The organism is Pannonibacter anstelovis (genome assembly GCF_036881715.1).
In the GTDB taxonomy this organism is placed as follows: domain Bacteria; phylum Pseudomonadota; class Alphaproteobacteria; order Rhizobiales; family Stappiaceae; genus Pannonibacter; species Pannonibacter anstelovis.
On sequence record NZ_JBAKBF010000010.1, the window covers coordinates 48,297 to 63,163 of the forward strand.

Annotated in this window: 13 protein-coding genes; 8 read left to right on the top strand and 5 right to left on the bottom strand. The window is 62.3% G+C overall.

All coding sequences use genetic code 11. The annotated features are described in order from the left end of the window. Nucleotides 1-50 precede the first annotated feature (50 nt). Together V6L75_RS15420 and V6L75_RS15425 are read left to right on the top strand one after the other, a co-directional pair. Nucleotides 51-1,670: a hypothetical protein gene (locus V6L75_RS15420; protein WP_334252375.1), complete on the top strand. Its 1,620-nt coding sequence runs from the start codon at nucleotides 51-53 to the stop codon at nucleotides 1,668-1,670. A 122-nt stretch (nucleotides 1,671-1,792) separates the two neighbouring features. Further along, nucleotides 1,793-2,110: a helix-turn-helix domain-containing protein gene (locus V6L75_RS15425; protein ID WP_334252376.1), complete on the top strand. Its 318-nt coding sequence runs from the start codon at nucleotides 1,793-1,795 to the stop codon at nucleotides 2,108-2,110. Nucleotides 2,111-2,126: 16 nt separating this feature from the next. Here V6L75_RS15425 and V6L75_RS15430 read toward each other — a convergent pair whose 3' ends face one another. Continuing rightward, nucleotides 2,127-2,492 carry a type II toxin-antitoxin system RelE/ParE family toxin gene (locus V6L75_RS15430; protein ID WP_334252377.1) on the bottom strand — a complete coding sequence of 122 codons (366 nt, stop codon included), beginning with the start codon at nucleotides 2,490-2,492 and terminating at the stop codon, nucleotides 2,127-2,129. 458 nt (nucleotides 2,493-2,950) lie between these two features. Continuing rightward, nucleotides 2,951-5,029: a TonB-dependent receptor gene (locus tag V6L75_RS15435; RefSeq protein ID WP_334252378.1), complete on the bottom strand. Its 2,079-nt coding sequence runs from the start codon at nucleotides 5,027-5,029 to the stop codon at nucleotides 2,951-2,953. Between the two features lie 240 nt (nucleotides 5,030-5,269). On the opposite strand from V6L75_RS15435, the gene V6L75_RS15440 reads away from it, so the two are divergent. Further along, nucleotides 5,270-6,055: an IclR family transcriptional regulator gene (locus V6L75_RS15440; protein ID WP_334252379.1), complete on the top strand. Its 786-nt coding sequence runs from the start codon at nucleotides 5,270-5,272 to the stop codon at nucleotides 6,053-6,055. Between the two features lie 282 nt (nucleotides 6,056-6,337). Here V6L75_RS15440 and V6L75_RS15445 read toward each other — a convergent pair whose 3' ends face one another. Continuing rightward, nucleotides 6,338-7,609: an NtaA/DmoA family FMN-dependent monooxygenase gene (locus tag V6L75_RS15445; protein ID WP_334252380.1), complete on the bottom strand. Its 1,272-nt coding sequence runs from the start codon at nucleotides 7,607-7,609 to the stop codon at nucleotides 6,338-6,340. A gap of 27 nt (nucleotides 7,610-7,636) precedes the next feature. After that, a complete protein-coding gene (locus tag V6L75_RS15450; protein ID WP_334252381.1) occupies nucleotides 7,637-8,428 on the bottom strand; it encodes an ABC transporter ATP-binding protein in 792 nt (263 codons plus the stop codon). Nucleotides 8,429-8,600: 172 nt separating this feature from the next. Here V6L75_RS15450 and fepB point away from each other — a divergent pair, with 172 nt between their 5' ends. The 4 genes from fepB to V6L75_RS15470 all read left to right on the top strand — a co-directional run bounded on the left by fepB (nucleotide 8,601) and on the right by V6L75_RS15470 (nucleotide 12,926). After that, on the top strand, nucleotides 8,601-9,581 hold the full coding sequence (gene fepB / locus V6L75_RS15455) for a Fe2+-enterobactin ABC transporter substrate-binding protein (protein WP_334252382.1): 981 nt from the start codon (nucleotides 8,601-8,603) through the stop codon (nucleotides 9,579-9,581). An 89-nt stretch (nucleotides 9,582-9,670) separates the two neighbouring features. Then, a complete protein-coding gene (locus V6L75_RS15460) occupies nucleotides 9,671-10,630 on the top strand; it encodes a FecCD family ABC transporter permease (protein WP_334252505.1) in 960 nt (319 codons plus the stop codon). A gap of 7 nt (nucleotides 10,631-10,637) precedes the next feature. Then, nucleotides 10,638-11,675 (top strand): FecCD family ABC transporter permease, encoded by a 1,038-nt coding sequence (locus V6L75_RS15465; protein WP_334252383.1) that lies wholly within the window; start codon nucleotides 10,638-10,640, stop codon nucleotides 11,673-11,675. Nucleotides 11,676-11,750: 75 nt separating this feature from the next. Beyond that, on the top strand, nucleotides 11,751-12,926 hold the full coding sequence (locus V6L75_RS15470) for a trans-sulfuration enzyme family protein (protein ID WP_334252384.1): 1,176 nt from the start codon (nucleotides 11,751-11,753) through the stop codon (nucleotides 12,924-12,926). A 675-nt stretch (nucleotides 12,927-13,601) separates the two neighbouring features. Here the strand turns inward: V6L75_RS15470 and V6L75_RS15475 are convergent. Then, nucleotides 13,602-14,534 carry a S24 family peptidase gene (locus tag V6L75_RS15475; protein ID WP_334252385.1) on the bottom strand — a complete coding sequence of 311 codons (933 nt, stop codon included), beginning with the start codon at nucleotides 14,532-14,534 and terminating at the stop codon, nucleotides 13,602-13,604. 45 nt (nucleotides 14,535-14,579) lie between these two features. Here V6L75_RS15475 and V6L75_RS21085 point away from each other — a divergent pair, with 45 nt between their 5' ends. Beyond that, nucleotides 14,580-14,867: a helix-turn-helix domain-containing protein gene (locus tag V6L75_RS21085; RefSeq protein WP_425498802.1), complete on the top strand. Its 288-nt coding sequence runs from the start codon at nucleotides 14,580-14,582 to the stop codon at nucleotides 14,865-14,867.

Sequence of the window (14,867 nt, forward strand, 5' to 3'; positions counted from 1 at the left end):
GTATTCAAAGGCAATACTGCCGCCACAGTGAATCATGCGCGGGGGCAGGCGTGGCAAAATTTCAGATCTTTCCGCCAGCTGACGCAGAATATCCGCTCACGGTGATCTGGGTGGAAGACCGCAAGGACCACTACGTCAGAAAAGAAGAGGTCATTGCGGTTCTGAATGCAGCCTCAGGCTGGATCAATATTTCGGCGCCCTTTCCCGGCATCATCGACACTGCGGAAGTGGCACGGGGCGACAGGCTGAAGGAGCGCAAGGCCCTGCTGGTGCTGCGCCAGGAAGCGGCCGCGCCCGTGCACACGCCCGGCGAAGCGGCACCCTTGCGGGAAGAGGCCAGCAAGCCGGCAGCAGACCAGGCCGCCCCTGTAGAGCCGCAAAAGCCGGAGCCTGAAAAGAAGAAGGACGCGGCAGCCAAAGCCACCAAAGCGTCGCGGAAGTCCCGGCTTGGCTTTGGGGAACTTGCTCTGCTCGCCAGCCTCGCCCTTGTGGGATGGGCCGCCTACGATCATTTCACAAGCCCCTATTCCGGCCCGCTCAGCCTGGAGGCGATGGCCGCCGTCAAGGTCAGTGCGAAAGATCTCGCCCCGCGTGAGGACTGGGGGGCTGTGTTTCCGGGGCAAGGCATGATCGTGCTGAAGGACCGGACCGTGCCCGTGTTCTCCAATGCCAACCGGGAGCGCAACTGTGGTGCCGCGATCATTGCGGACAACTTCGCAGCCTTTGACGCGGGGTGCTTCAGCCGCGAGATGATTGAAGAATCCCAAAGCGGCGGCAGGGCAAGGGCCGATTTCCTTTACCGTTATGCCAATGGCGGGCGGATTACGGAATACAGCTTCCCCATCAAGGCGCTGCACTACTGGGGCTTTGGCTCTGCGGACAACGTGGTGGCGCTGGCCGAACTGGCACCTGCTGCGGGAGGCGAGACGGCCGGAGAGAAGACCGGCTTGTCCGGATATATGACCATCAGCACCAGCAATCCGCCGGCCTTTGCCGAGCAGACGATCCCCTCGAGCGATCTGGCCTTGCCGAATGAGGTCAGGGGTTTGCAATATTGGAGCGCAGAGGGCCCAAAATTCAAGAATGACGAGCTGCTTGCGCTGCCGCTGACGTTTGGAGGCCTGTCCAGCCAGACCATCAGCGACCTCGCAGGTCAGGGCGGACTGCTCAGGGTACCGCTCGAAGACGGCAAGATGCGCCTTGCCGGGTTCATCGGCTACCGCAAAACCGTGATCCTGCCAAAGGCGGCCGGCGAACAGAGACTGCACCAGATAACGGTTTCGGGCAGCTTCTTCAGCGACGCAGACTACGCCCACATCGATGCGGCCAGAAAAGGCAATTCCACAGCCGGTTCCAGCCGTTTTCGTCTTGATACGGACAGAACACGGTCCGAGAGGTCCATTACTTTGCGCAACATGTGCCCCCATCCGGTGCGCTTCAATTTCATCAACATGGCAGAAGACAAGATCCGCTATATCGAAGCCGGGTCCGGCGATACCCTGTCACTTGAATCGCTGAACCTTGGCCCGAAAGTCTATTACAGTGTGGACACAGGCTCCCCCGAAGCGCCAAGTGCCAGGGCCATCGCGTTCAATGGCACAACCTATCACATGCAGCCGGTCACTCTGGAAGGCGTCCGCCTCGGCCTGATCGCCCGGGATTGCCGCTGAACCGTCCCCTGTCTTGCCCCTTGCGCAGCGCGGCATCAAACGAACAGCCGGTCTAGCGGCTTGACAGAGACGTCTCCGTGACCAATTATACCGAAATCAGTATAACTTGAAAGATATGAGAAGTGACCGAAAAGCTTGAATACACCAACATTTTCGAGTCGATCACCGAGGATGCCTCACTCGCTGCTGACCTGCAATTCAGGTCCGACCTGCTGATGACACTGATCGGCATCATCGATAACAAAGGCTGGAAACAGGCCGAGATCGCGCAGGCGCTGGAAATTCCTCAACCCCGCGTTAGCGAACTGCTGCGCGGAAAGATCAGCCTGTTCTCGTCAGACAGGCTGATCGGATATCTGGCGAAGCTGGGATACCGGTTGAGGCCGTCCGTGACGGGTGATCACAAGGTCATATGCGAAGTCGAGATCGAGGCTGCCTGACTGCCTCCAATTCTTGTCACTTCGCTTTTTTCGCAGCTTTTTCCGCTTCCCGGACAAGCGACATCATTTCTTTGTAACGTATCATGACCGTCTCTTTTGCTGCCCTATCAACACCATTGGTCGTTTTGGTGAAGGCATGGAGGATGTAAACCGTGTCGAGGTATTTTGCGCAGTAGACAACCCGGTAGGCGGGTGATCCATTTTCAATAAGCTCGACTACTCCAGCTCCCCATTCGGGCAAAGATTTAAAACTCGACCTTGGATCTTTTCCTGCCGCCACGAAGTTCAGATCATTGAGAAAATCGGCTGCAACGTCTAGCGGCAGTTTCTGCACCGCCTTTTTCGCTGCATTATTTACATATTTTATTGTTTTCCTTGGCATTTTGACAATTTTCGCTCTACGTATATTACTCCTGCACCCCGTTTTAATGACTAGGGTTGTTTAGGACAGGCTTTTGAAAAAATAGAACCTATGGTAGCATACCATACATCCCAAGGTTGATATTTCAATAGAACTTTATGCAATTACAATAAATTTCCCAGCCGTTAGAACTTGGTGGTTCCCTCAACTCGCCCTTCCGGCGTGCTGCATTTTCGGCATGAAGTTCTCCAAGAATTTCGAAAGCCACTGCATGAAAAAACTTCATGCCCTTCGCTGAGTATCAGCTCAAAGGTCCATCGCCGCGTGAATAGCAGCTACGCCTCGGCCTGATCGCCCGGGACTGCCGCTGAACCGTCCTGAGCCCTGGGCATTGTGAAGGGATTTTCCTTTGCCTCTCATGCAAACACCCGGCGGGCCAAGCCCGCCGGGTGTTCAGTCAATCTCGCCGGACCTTTATGTCAGAAGGTGCCCTTGATGCCGATGCCGAACATACGCGGTTCGGTCATGCTGGCTTCCGTGCCGCCGATGCCGCGGTTCTGCTGCTTGTAGGTGGGCGCGCGCTCGTCGAAGACGTTCTTGACGTAGCCATAGAGCTGGAAGGCCTCACGCAGCTGATAGGTTGCCCGCACATCAGCCACCGTATAGGGATCGATGGCATAGGCTGCCGTGTTGGCCGTGTCGGAGAAATAGCCATCGAGATGACGGACCTGACCGGAGAGGTTCAGCTTGTCCGTCACGTCCCAGCTCAGACCAAAGGTCAGCATGTAGCCGGGCGACTTGGCAAATTCGTTGCCCTCATAGGCAAGGTTGCTGGAAATCTCGTCGATCTGCGTCTTCAGCAGGCCCGCACTTGCCCGCAGCATCAGGTTGTCGAGCAGCTTGTAATCCCCGCTCAGTTCCATACCATAGGAATGAGCCTTTTCGGCGTTGATCGTGTAGGACTGGGCGACGCCGGGCGAAATCACCACCGGGATGTTGTACTGGGCGTTCTTGAGATCCGTGTAGAACACGTTGCCGTTCAGCATCAGCCGGTCATCCAGCAGGCTCATGCGGGTGAACACCTCGTAGTTCCAGGAGGTTTCCTCCTCGAAGGTCATCCACTTGCGGGCGCTGATGTTGAGCGAGACACCGCCCGGATTGTAGCCGCGGCTGACCATGCCGCCGACGGTCCAGTCCGGCGTCAGCGCATAGGCGAGGCTGGCCTTGGGCAGGACGGCGTTGAAGGTCTTGTCGAAATCGACGCGGGTGGGCGCATAGACGGAAAGCCCCTCGCGCTGGATCTGGTCGCTCTGGAAGCGCAGGCCGCCCGTCAGCGTCAGCCGGTCCGTCAGGCGGTAGCTGGTCTCGCCGAAGACGCCGAGGTTCTGCTTGGTGTCATCGAAGCTCGAAATGCCGCTCAGATAGAGGATCTCGTCCTGATCGCTGTGGGAATAATAGATTCCGGCCATGCCGCTGATCACGTCTTCCTGATCACCGTAGGTTACGCGCATCTCGTCGGACACGTTGGTCTGCCAGATGCCCGCATCACCGTTGTTCACGAGGCCGGTCGTGCGGTTGGCATAGGTGTCGGAGAGATGCGCCTTGTTGAAGATCTGCCAGCCGTTGCCGAAGTCATAGCCAAGATCGAGCACGCCATAGTGGGTGTACTGGTCCCATGTCGGCATCGTCGTGGTGACGTGGTTGAGATCTTCATAGGGCGCTGACGCCGCTTCCTGGCTCGGCCGGTTGCTGAACGTATAGGCATAGGTGAACTTGGCCGTCAGGCCCGGCAGTTCCTCAGGCTCCCAGAGCAGCTTGAAGCGCGTGTTGAAGGCTTCGAAATTCTGGTTGGTGCCGTTGCCCTGAAAGCGCGAATTCACATAGTCGATGAAGGTGTCGCGCCCCGAATAATCCGCCGAAAGGCGCGCGGCGAGCTGATTGGCGATCAGCGGCCCGGACAGGACAGCCGCCGCACGGCGGGTGTTGTAACTGCCGATTTCGGCCAGATAGGCGGCCTCCGGCGTAAAGGTTGGGTCCTTGGTGTTGACGACAATCGCACCGGCAATCGCATTGGCGCCTTGCGAGGTGGTCTGAGGCCCGCGGAACACCTCGATCGTGTTCACATCCCACACCGAAGAGCTGCCGAAATAGAATTCATTGTAGGTCAGATAGTGGCCGTCCACATTGATCGTCGCGCGGGGGACCGTGCCGGCAAAGAAGGCCGTCGCCCCCGTGTTCGGCCCCTGCGTGTCCTGGCCGCGAATGACCGGCGCACTGACGCTGTCAGGGAAGACAACGTTCGGAACATCGGCGATCACTTCCGGCACGGTCGCGTCGCCTGCCTTCTCCTTGTTGATCTCCTCACTGTCCTCGACCGAGACGGAGCTGGCGGTGTTCTTCAGGTCACGCTCGACCTTTTCACCGGTGATGATGATTTTCTTCAGCTCCGTCACAGGCCCTGCGGCTTGTGCGGCATCCTGCGCGGCTGCCGGTGCGGCCACTAAAAGAGACAGCGCAAGCAGGCTCACGCCATTGAGATAAACACGGCTTCCAGACATCAGATGGCCCCGCCCAATTTATGAGTTTCACATTCATGTTGAATTAGCGCAGGCGGCAGCTGTTCCGCAATAGGGAATATGTTCCACAATTCGGCATATCGAAGTCTCTTGAAACAGAGTCACACTTCTGCAACAGCCTTGGGAGGACGCAATCGGGGACTCCGCCCCTGGCGGAAAATGCTCTAGGTTGCAGCGCATAGCAGACGCAGCCGTCAGGGACTGACGAGGGAGGCCAGCCGCATGACAGACGAGACGGAACTGCTGGATGAGGATGGCGGCAGCGCAGGCGCGAAGCGTTCGGGCACGATCCAGTCGGTGTCCATCGCCGCCCGTTTCCTGCAGATCCTTGCGCAGTCCGAAGGCGCCCTGCCCCTTGGCGAGCTGGCCCGCCGCGCCAACACGGGCCGCTCGACCGCTCACCGCTACATGCAGAGCCTCGTGCTCGAAGCGCTGGTGTCGCAGGATGCGGAAACGGGCTGCTATGACCTGGGGCCAGCCGCGCTGAACATTGGCGTCAGTGCCCTGCGGCGGATCAGCCCGGTGGATGTCACTGCCCGCCACATGCGGGGCCTGTCATCGCGCATTGCTGCCAGCTGCGGCGTCGCCATCTGGACAGACCGGGGGCCGACCATCGTCCAGTGGTACCGCAGCGCCGCCTTTTCCATCAGCACCGTGTCGCTGGGCGATGTTCTGCCGCTGGACAATTCGGCCTGCGGGCTGGTGTTTCAGGCCTATCTGGACCCGGAGCGGATCGAGGCCGTGCGCAGGGTCCAGCCCGCCTCCTTCCGTGGCAAGCCGCCAAGACCGGGTGTTCTGGAGCAGATCCGTCAGGCGGGGGGCGCAGATCTGGACGAGCATCTGTTCTCCGCCCTCACCGGCAAGGCCGCGCCCGTGTTCAACGTGCACGGCGAAATCGCCTGCGTCGCCACCACCGTTTCCTTCGTCGAGCGGGCAGAAGCCGAACATCACCGCGATGCCCTGTTCACCGCCGCCCGTGACGCAACGCGGGACTCGGGCCGGATGTGAATGGCGGGCCGGGGGCGGCAGCTGGAGACGGCGTTTCAGGGATTTGGCACAAGGTGGCAGCCGTTCTTTGTCCGGCACGGCCAATCTGCTCCCCTCCCCCTTGAGGGGAGGGGAAACGAGAGTCTTCAGACAGTGAATTAAGCCCCTGAAATTGCTTACTTTTTCAGGCCTCAAAGCAACGTCTGTGGCGTCTTCCTGCACGATGTGTGCAGCCAGTAAACCCCTGGCGGACAGGGCGCTGAGGTGCCGTGCCAGAATGACCAGATTGCAAGCCCCCACCACTCAGGCAGCCAGATGCTCCCGCAGGGTCTTGCCCGCATAGTCCGTGCGGAACAGCCCTTTTGCCGCAAGGGCCGGGACCAGCTCCTCGAGGAACAGGCGGCAGGAGTCCAGTGAGCCGCCGGGAAGTGCGATGACGCCGTCGATCGCCCCGGCCTCGTGCCAGCTGATGATGTCGGCCAGCACATCCTCCACCGTGCCGACGGAAACCCAGTGGGCCGAGCCCACCACTTCGGGCCGGTCCAGCAGCTGGCCCAGCGTTGGCCGCTCGCGCTCGATGTAGCGGCGCAGCAGATCCGCATGGGTGCGGCTGCGCACGGGCTGATCCGGCTCGGGCAGCAGATCCGGCGTGATCACGGTCTGCAGAGGATGGCCGGAGAGATCAGCGCCGAGGATCATCCGCACCGACTCGATCCTGTGCTCATGCGTCAGATGCGCATGGGCGCGCCGGTGCATGGCCCAGGCCTCCTCCCGCGTTTGAGCAAGGAAGAAATAAAGCCCCGGCAGCACCTTGATGGCATCGGGATTGCGCCCGCAGGCCTCGGCCCGGGCCCTCAGATCAGCCCGCAGATCCAGCGCGGCGGCCATGTCGGGGGCTGCGGCAAAGGTGGCATCGGCGACCGAGGCGGAGAAGGCCCGTCCTGCGTCCGACGCGCCGGCCTGAAACAGCGGCGGGCTTCCCGCGGGATGGCCCGGCACGTTGAGCGGCCCGGCGACAGAGAAGAACTCTCCCTCATGCGCTGCCGGAGTCACCGGCTTTTCCCCGGTCAGCGCCTCATAGGGGAAACTGTCCCACAGCGCCTTCACGGCCTGCGTGAATTCGGCGGCCTTGCGGTAGCGCTCTTCCGGCGCGGGCATCGGCTGCGAGCCGAAGTTTTCCGCCCCCTCGATGGAGGTGACGATGTTCCACCCCGCCCGGCCATTGCTCAGCCAGTGCAGCGTCTGCATCTGGCGGGCAATCACATAGGGCGGGTTGAAGGTGGTGGAGGCGGTGGTGACAAGGCCGACATGGCTCGTCTCCCGCGCCAGCCCCGCCATCACCAGCGTGACATCAAGACCCGGCATCGGGCGGCTGCGCCCCTTGCGTGGCATCACCCCCAGCGTGTCCGGCAGGAAGATGAAGTCCAGCTTTGCCCGCTCGGCCGCCTGCGCGAGCCTGATATGCTGCGCCAGCGGATCGGCCACATGGCGTTCAAGGGCATCAGGTTCAGGCTCCTGCCCGTTCATCCAGGTGCCTGTCAGGCAAAGTCCGATATGCATCTGTTTCCGGGTCATGAAGCGTTCCTTGGAAGATCAGGGCTTTCAGGCGCCGTGGTGGCGGCCCTTCGGCACGATCAGCGGCGTGGCTGATACGGGGTCGGGAATGATGACGCAGGGCAGGCCGAAGACATCCTCGACCAGTTCGGGCGTCATGATATCGGCGGGCCTGCCTTCGGCGCGGATGCGGCCAGCGCGCATGGCAATCAGGTGGGTGGCATAACGGCAGGCATGGTTGAGGTCATGCAGCACCGCCAGAACCGTGCGGCCCTTGTGGTTGAGATCGGCCAAGAGGTCCATGAGTTCGATCTGGTGGGCGATGTCGAGGAAGGTCGTCGGCTCATCAAGCAGGAGAATGGGCGTCTCCTGCGCCAGCACCATGGCAATCCAGACGCGCTGGCGCTGGCCGCCGGACAGTTCATCGACGAGCGTGTCCGCAAGCGGTGAAACCCGTGTCGCCTCCATGGCCGCGCCAACGGCAGCCTCATCCTCCCGCGACCATTGCCGCAGGAAGCTCTGATGCGGATAGCGGCCGCGCGCCACAAGATCGGCAACCGTAATCCCCGCCGGCGCCACCGGGCTCTGCGGCAGCAGGCCGAGCCGGCGCGCCACTTCCTTCGCCGGAAGCGTGGCAATGCTCTGCCCGTCGAGGACAACCTCACCGGCAAGGGGCTTCATCAGCCGCGCCAGCGCCCGCAGCAGCGTGGACTTTCCGCAGGCATTGGGCCCGGCAATGACGGTGAAGGAGCCATCCGGCACGCTGACGGACAGATCCTGCGCCACGGAGCGCTCGTCATAGGCAAGCGTGAGAGAGCTGGCATGAAGCCGGGACGTCATGGCTTTCCTTTCTGGCGGCTCCGCTGGCAGGTGCCGAACGTATTGCATTGTGGAATGCGTTCTTCAATATGGACAAATACAAATACGGAGTATATTTCTCATATTTTATTGCAGCCACCTGCGCCAGCAGGCAGAGAGGGGGCTGTATGACCCAGCAGACACGGGGCACCTCATGACCAGTCTTACCGCCCGGTTTGCCGCCCTTGCGGCTCTGGCCCTCTTTCTTGCCGCCCCGCTCCAGCCCGCCCGCAGCGCCGGTGACTGGCCGCGCACCATCACCCATGAGGGCGGCGAACTGGTGCTGGCGTCGGCCCCGCAGCGGATCGTCTCGACCACACCCAGCCTCACCGGCATCCTGCTGGCGATGAAGGCTCCGGTTGCCGCCAGCGCCGCCACCACGCCCGGCTCCCTCACGGATGACAAGGGCTTCTTCTCGCAGTGGGCGGCAGAGGCGGACGCAGGCGGGGTGGAGGTGCTTTACAGCAATCTGGCCTTCGATCTGGAGGCCGTCATTGGCAGTGCGCCAGATCTTGTGGTGGTTTCGGCAACGGGTGCCGACAGCGTGAAGGCCCATCTGGCCGAACTGCAGGCGCAGGACCTGCCGGTCATCGTCCTCAACTATTCCAATCAGAGCTGGCAGGCGATTGCCCGCCAGCTGGGTGAGGCAACCGGGCTGGAAGCCGAAGCGGAAGCGGCCATACAGCGCTTCGATGCCATGGCCGCCAGCACGGCAAAGGCCATCGTGCCGCCCAAAGGCAGCGTCAGCATCGTTGGCTACAACATCGGCGGCAGCTACTCCATCGGCAAGCCGGACAGTCCCCATGCACGGCTGCTTTCCTCCCTCGGCATGACCGTGGCAGGCCTGCCGGACAACATGCGCGGACAGGTGACGCGCTCCTCCGACTTCGACCTGATCTCGCGGGAAAACCTGCCCGCCGCCATTCAGGGCGAAACGGTCTTCCTGCTGCGTGCAACGGACAAGGACGTTGAGGCCTTTCTCGCCGATCCCGTGCTGGCCAACCTGCCTGCGGTGCGCAACCGCCAAGTCTATCCCCTTGGCCCCTCCTCGCACCGCATCGACTACTATTCGGGGCAGGAGATCATGAGCCTGATCGCGGCCAGATTCGCCCGGCCCAGATTCACCAACCCATGAGCCTTGCCGCAGAAGGGACAGCGCCTGCCGCAGCAAGGCCGGGAGCAGGCAGCCGGAGGCGCAGGATATGGCTTGCGGCCTTGTTTGCCGTGCTTCTGCCGGGAGCCGTGGCCAGCCTTTTTGCCGGCTCTCGCCCCATGCCGCCCGCTGCCGTCATTGAAGCCCTGCTGCGGTACAATCCGCAGGATGACCTGCATCTGATCATCTGGTCCCTGCGCCTGCCGCGCATGTGTGTGGCCGTGCTCACCGGCCTTGCCCTTGGCACCGCAGGCGCACTGATGCAGGCGCTGACCCGCAATCCTCTCGCCGAACCGGGGCTTCTGGGCATCAATGCCGGTGCCGCCCTTGCCGTCATGACGGGCATCTCCCTCTTCGGCCTCGTCAGCATCTGGGAATATGTCTGGTTCGGCCTTGCCGGTGCGGGGCTCGCCGGTGCCGCAGTGTTCGTGCTGGGGCAGGCCCATGAAACGGGCACCAATCCGGTGCGGCTGGTTCTGGCCGGCGCGGGCCTGTCGGTGATGCTCGGCTCCGCCTCTGCCCTCATCATCATCAACGCGCCGCCCGATGTGCTGGACAGCTTCCGCAGCTGGGCTGCAGGATCGTTCGAAGGCCGTGGCCTGTCCGTTGCCGCCGCCCTTGCGCTGGCGGCTTTCTGCGGGATGCTGATCGCGCAGGCTCTGGCGCCCGGCCTCAACGCGCTGGCGCTTGGCCGCGACACGGGCGCAGCGCTCGGGGTCAACACCCGGATGCTGTTCAGCCTGTCCTGCGTGGCCATCATGCTGCTGACCGGCGCGGCCACCGCCGCAGCCGGTCCCATCGGCTTCATCGGGCTTGTCGCCCCGCACATGGCCCGCAGCATCGCGGGACCGGATTACCGCTGGATCCTGCCGTTCTCCGGCCTGATTGCGGCCATCCTGCTGCTCGTGGCGGATGTGACAGGGCGCCTGATTGCCATGCCGGCCGAGATCGCAGCCGGAATCATTGCGTCTCTGGCGGGCGGGCCATTCTTCATTGCCATCGTGCGGCGCCTGCGCCTGCGGCAGATATGAGGCGCTGATGAAACCATCCACGCAGATCACGTTCCGCACCGGCCGGCTTTCGTTGCGCTTTCGCGCCCGCACAGCCGCCATGTGCGCCCTTCTGGCAGCCCTCGCCATTGGATTGATGTTTGCGCTGCTGGCCACAGGCTCGCTGAAGATCAGCACGGGAGACATCGCCGCCAGCCTGCTCTCCCCCGGCACCGATCCTGCCGTGGACCGGATCATCCTGCGCCTGCGCCTGCCGAGGGTGCTCACGGCCCTGCTTGTCGGCGCTTCGCTCGGCATGGCCGGTGCCATCTTCCAGTCCGTCTCGCGCAATGCGCTCGGCTCGCCGGATGTGATCGGCTTCACCACGGGCGCGGCAACAGGGGCCATCGTCCAGATCATCCTCTTCGATGCGGGACCGGCAGAGACGGCCCTTGCCGCCGTGCTTTCGGGCATGGCAACGGCGGCGCTGGTCTTCGTCCTGTCGATGCGCGGGCGCAGAACCGGCAGCTACCGCCTCGTGCTGACCGGCATTGGCTTTGGTGCCATGCTCTCCGGCGTCAACACCGTTCTGCTGGTGATGGGGGATCTGGATCAGGCCGCCTCGGCCCAGCTCTGGCTCGCCGGGTCTCTCAGCACGCGCACCTGGGCGCATGTGCTGCCGGCCGCCGCCGGGCTCGTTCTCATCGCACCGGTGGCCCTCAGCCATGCCCGCAGGCTCTCCCTGCTGGAAATGGGCGATGATGCAGCCCGCCAGCTTGGGGTTTCGGCGGAACGGCTGCGCCTGACGATGGTGCTGGCCGCCGTCGCCCTGACCGCCATTGCAACGGCCGCCGCAGGCCCAATCGCCTTCGTCGCCCTTGCCGCCCCGCAACTGGTCCGCCGCCTCACCCGTGCGCCCGAAGTTCCGGTGCTTGGCGCGGCGCTGATGGGCATGGTGCTGCTGATGGCCGCCGACCTGCTGAGCCAGCGCCTGCCCTTTGCAATCAACATGCCCATCGGCCTCACAACGGGCCTTCTCGGCGGCTTCTATCTGCTCTGGCTGCTCTCACGCAGCCGGACGGTTTGAGGCTGCGCTGCACCGGAAGCTGGACGGCCGCCACCGCGCCGTGGTTTTCTGCCCGCCGGAACAGGAGACCTGGCAATGCATGACATGACCCGCTGCGTGGTGAAGCCGGATGTGCGCGAGGAGGGCTTTGCAAGCCTCACCACGCCAGTGCACCGGGCGTCCACCATCGTCTTTGACACCGCCGAAGCCTTTGCAAGCCGGGGCGAGCGCGGGCTGGATGGCTACAGCTACGGGCTCCATGGCACGCCGACGACGCGGGCGCTGGAAGCGCGGATCAACGCGCTGGAGGGCGGCTTTCATACGTTCCTTGCCCCGTCCGGTCAGGCCGCCAATGCCTTTGCCATGCTGGCGGTGCTGAAGCCGGGGCAGAAGGTGCTGATCACCGAATCCTGCTATCCGCCGGTACGGGACTTTGCCCTGCAGGATCTTGCCCGCCAGTCCATCACCGTGGAGTTCTTCGATCCGCTGTCCCTGCGCGATTTGGAAGCCCGGCTGACACCGGAAACCGGCCTCGTCTGGTGCGAATCCCCCGGCTCCACCACCATGGAGGTGCAGGACATTGCCGCCATCGCCGCGCTGGCCCACCGGTCCGGAGCGCTGGTGGGGTGTGACAACACCTGGGCGACGCCGCTGCTGTTCAAGCCGCTGGAACATGGCGCCGATATCGTCACCGAGGCGCTGACCAAATATTTCTCCGGCACGTCAGACATTCTCATGGGCTCCATCAGCGTGCGCGAACCGGCGCTGGCCCAGAGCTTGCGCAACCAGTTCGGCCGCTATGGCGTCGGCGTCTCGCCCGATGATGCCAGCCACATCCTGCGCAGCATGGAAAGCATGGCCCTGCGCCTTGCCCACGCCGGCCGGGTGGCGCAGGAGCTGGCCGCCCGCTTTGCCGCCGACGATCTGGTGGAGGCCGTGCTGCTGCCCTCACGGCCGGAATGCCCCGGCCACGAGATCTGGAAGCGGGACTTTGCCGGGGTCAGCGGCGTGTTTTCCGTACTGTTCCGCCCTCAGGCCGTACCGCATGTGGCCCCTGCCCTCAACGGGCTCACCACCTTCGCCATCGGCGCCTCCTGGGGCGGCAGCCACAGCCTGATGGCTCCGCAGCCCATCCGCGACGACCGCACAGACCCCCGCTGGCAGCACACCCGCTCCGCCCTGCGCATCAGCACAGGCCTCGAAGACCCGCGTGACCTGATGGCAGACGTGGACGCGCTGCTGGAGAGGATCAGGGAGAAGGCGGGCGGGTGAACCGCTCCCAGACTGCTGACAAACCTTCGGCCTCTCCACCGTCATCCTCGGCCTTGTGCCGGGGACCTATACCAATCAATGGCTTGCAGATAGCCAGCCGCTTCCGCCCCTCCGCACGTGGGCAGTGTTTGCTTTGGACGCACGGAGGAGGATTAGGCCTTCGTTTTGCCGCAGCGCCCCTCTCCCCCTTGAGGGCTACTGCATGCACACATCATGCCCGAAGCTGAATACAAATCAGGGAAAGCCTGAAGTTTGATCACTGACGGAGGACACTTGATCTTGCAGAGACGGGAATAGACGGGATTGTCCGGGAGTACGCGGGAAACGGCGGAAATCCGGGGGATTTCGAGGGGGTGGCGGGATGTGGGCGGGCGGGGGCTGACACATGGAATTGCAGCGGGCTGCTGCCGCTGACACATGATCTTGCAGTGACCCGCCGTGCGGAGTGAGACATCTCTTATAGGTCGCTAATTGGCTCTTAACCGCCAGTTTAAAGAGCTGCGCTCCAGCGCAAACGGCAATCATCATCGCTTTTCAGCATCCTAGTTCGTGCCGGTAACTGCGAAAAACAGACACATGAAGCGTAAGGTCTCGCCGCATTTGGTTTTCACTTAAAAATCAGCGGCATACACATTGTTTCGCAATGGTGAAACTGGAACGCAACTGCGAAGCATTTCAGAGCATATGCCCGACCCATCGCACTCGACCAATGATCGTCAGGACATCATCCTCCAGAGGCCTCATGTCCGGGAACAAAGGATTGTCGGATGACATTACCAGCCCGCGCTGATCTCGCCTGAGACGTTTCACAAATCCCTCGTCGCCGAGTAGAAACGCATACACCCGGCCATCAACTATATCGGTGCGCGTGGCTTCGGATGTGTCGAGTAGCAGCAACTCCGCATCCATGATCGTCGGCGACATGCTGTCACCGCTCGCACTCATGATTGCCGCATGCTCCGGAGATAGCGGCACAGACTGCAATATGATGGACGGGAACTTCACAGTCTCGCCCAGCCAATCTATCGCTAAAGAGCCGTGTCCGGCTGAGGCCCGCCACGCCAGCTTTCTAACCTCCAGCAGCCCGGCCTCCTGAGTGCCCCCGATAAGGGGGGCATTTACAGGGCCTGTGCGCCGTTCATTCGACTTGCGCTCTGCGTACCAGTTCATTGCAATTGGAGCATCCTTCCCTGGCATCGGCTTGCCGCGTCCGGTTTCTATCCAGTCCGGATCAACGGCTGCACACGTTGCCAGATGGATCACCTGCTTACGCGGCACCGGGATCTCCCCCTGCAGATACCGTTTGTAGTGACGCCAGGAGCGGCCGAGCGCGTCTGCTGCGGCTTCCCAGTCCGAAAATCCGCGACCGTATCGGACAAAAGTAGCTCTAAATCTGTCCAAAAATTCGAACTCAACAGCGTCTGGCAAGGCTTCTCCGGCCTCGTCGAACAGCAGTGTTCGGTCGTAAAAGCCACATGAATGCAAAAGGTTATACAGACGTTCAGGCGGGTACAGGAAATCCGTCCAGCGTGGCCGTCCCCTTTTCAGCTTTGGGCTTGCATTTTCGGTCATTTTCTGTCCATTATTCCCGAACGTGATAATTTGCATTCCGAAATACCCCGCCCGGAAGGCGGGGTGCATCAGAGGACCCCTATGGCCAAGAGTGACTGGCATGCTGAGGACATCAAAGCGGCGATCCGGAAAACCGGGGTCACGCTGACCGCTTTGGCGCTGCAGCATGGATGGAGTGAGAGCGCCGTTCGGCATGCTCTCCGGCGGGCTTGGCCAGAGGTTGAGGCGGTTATCGCCCGTCACCTCGGACGCCAACCGCAAGACATCTGGCCGTCACGATATCGGGCCGATGGCTTGCCTCTCACTCAATCAACTACCCGGCACAATAAGACCGGACGCCTTCACAGTCACCGTCAAATCAACATGTGA

What these genes read in the sequence shown, in the direction of transcription:
- V6L75_RS15475 (WP_334252385.1), bottom strand. Translation starts at nt 14,534, where the DNA reads ATGCAAATTATCACGTTCGGGAATAATGGACAGAAAATGACCGAAAAT.
- V6L75_RS15435 (WP_334252378.1), bottom strand. Translation starts at nt 5,029, where the DNA reads ATGTCTGGAAGCCGTGTTTATCTCAATGGCGTGAGCCTGCTTGCGCTG.
- V6L75_RS15430 (WP_334252377.1), bottom strand. Translation starts at nt 2,492, where the DNA reads ATGCCAAGGAAAACAATAAAATATGTAAATAATGCAGCGAAAAAGGCG.
- V6L75_RS15470 (WP_334252384.1), top strand. Translation starts at nt 11,751, where the DNA reads ATGCATGACATGACCCGCTGCGTGGTGAAGCCGGATGTGCGCGAGGAG.
- fepB (WP_334252382.1), top strand. Translation starts at nt 8,601, where the DNA reads ATGACCAGTCTTACCGCCCGGTTTGCCGCCCTTGCGGCTCTGGCCCTC.
- V6L75_RS15440 (WP_334252379.1), top strand. Translation starts at nt 5,270, where the DNA reads ATGACAGACGAGACGGAACTGCTGGATGAGGATGGCGGCAGCGCAGGC.
- V6L75_RS21085 (WP_425498802.1), top strand. Translation starts at nt 14,580, where the DNA reads ATGGCCAAGAGTGACTGGCATGCTGAGGACATCAAAGCGGCGATCCGG.
- V6L75_RS15465 (WP_334252383.1), top strand. Translation starts at nt 10,638, where the DNA reads ATGAAACCATCCACGCAGATCACGTTCCGCACCGGCCGGCTTTCGTTG.
- V6L75_RS15445 (WP_334252380.1), bottom strand. Translation starts at nt 7,609, where the DNA reads ATGACCCGGAAACAGATGCATATCGGACTTTGCCTGACAGGCACCTGG.
- V6L75_RS15450 (WP_334252381.1), bottom strand. Translation starts at nt 8,428, where the DNA reads ATGACGTCCCGGCTTCATGCCAGCTCTCTCACGCTTGCCTATGACGAG.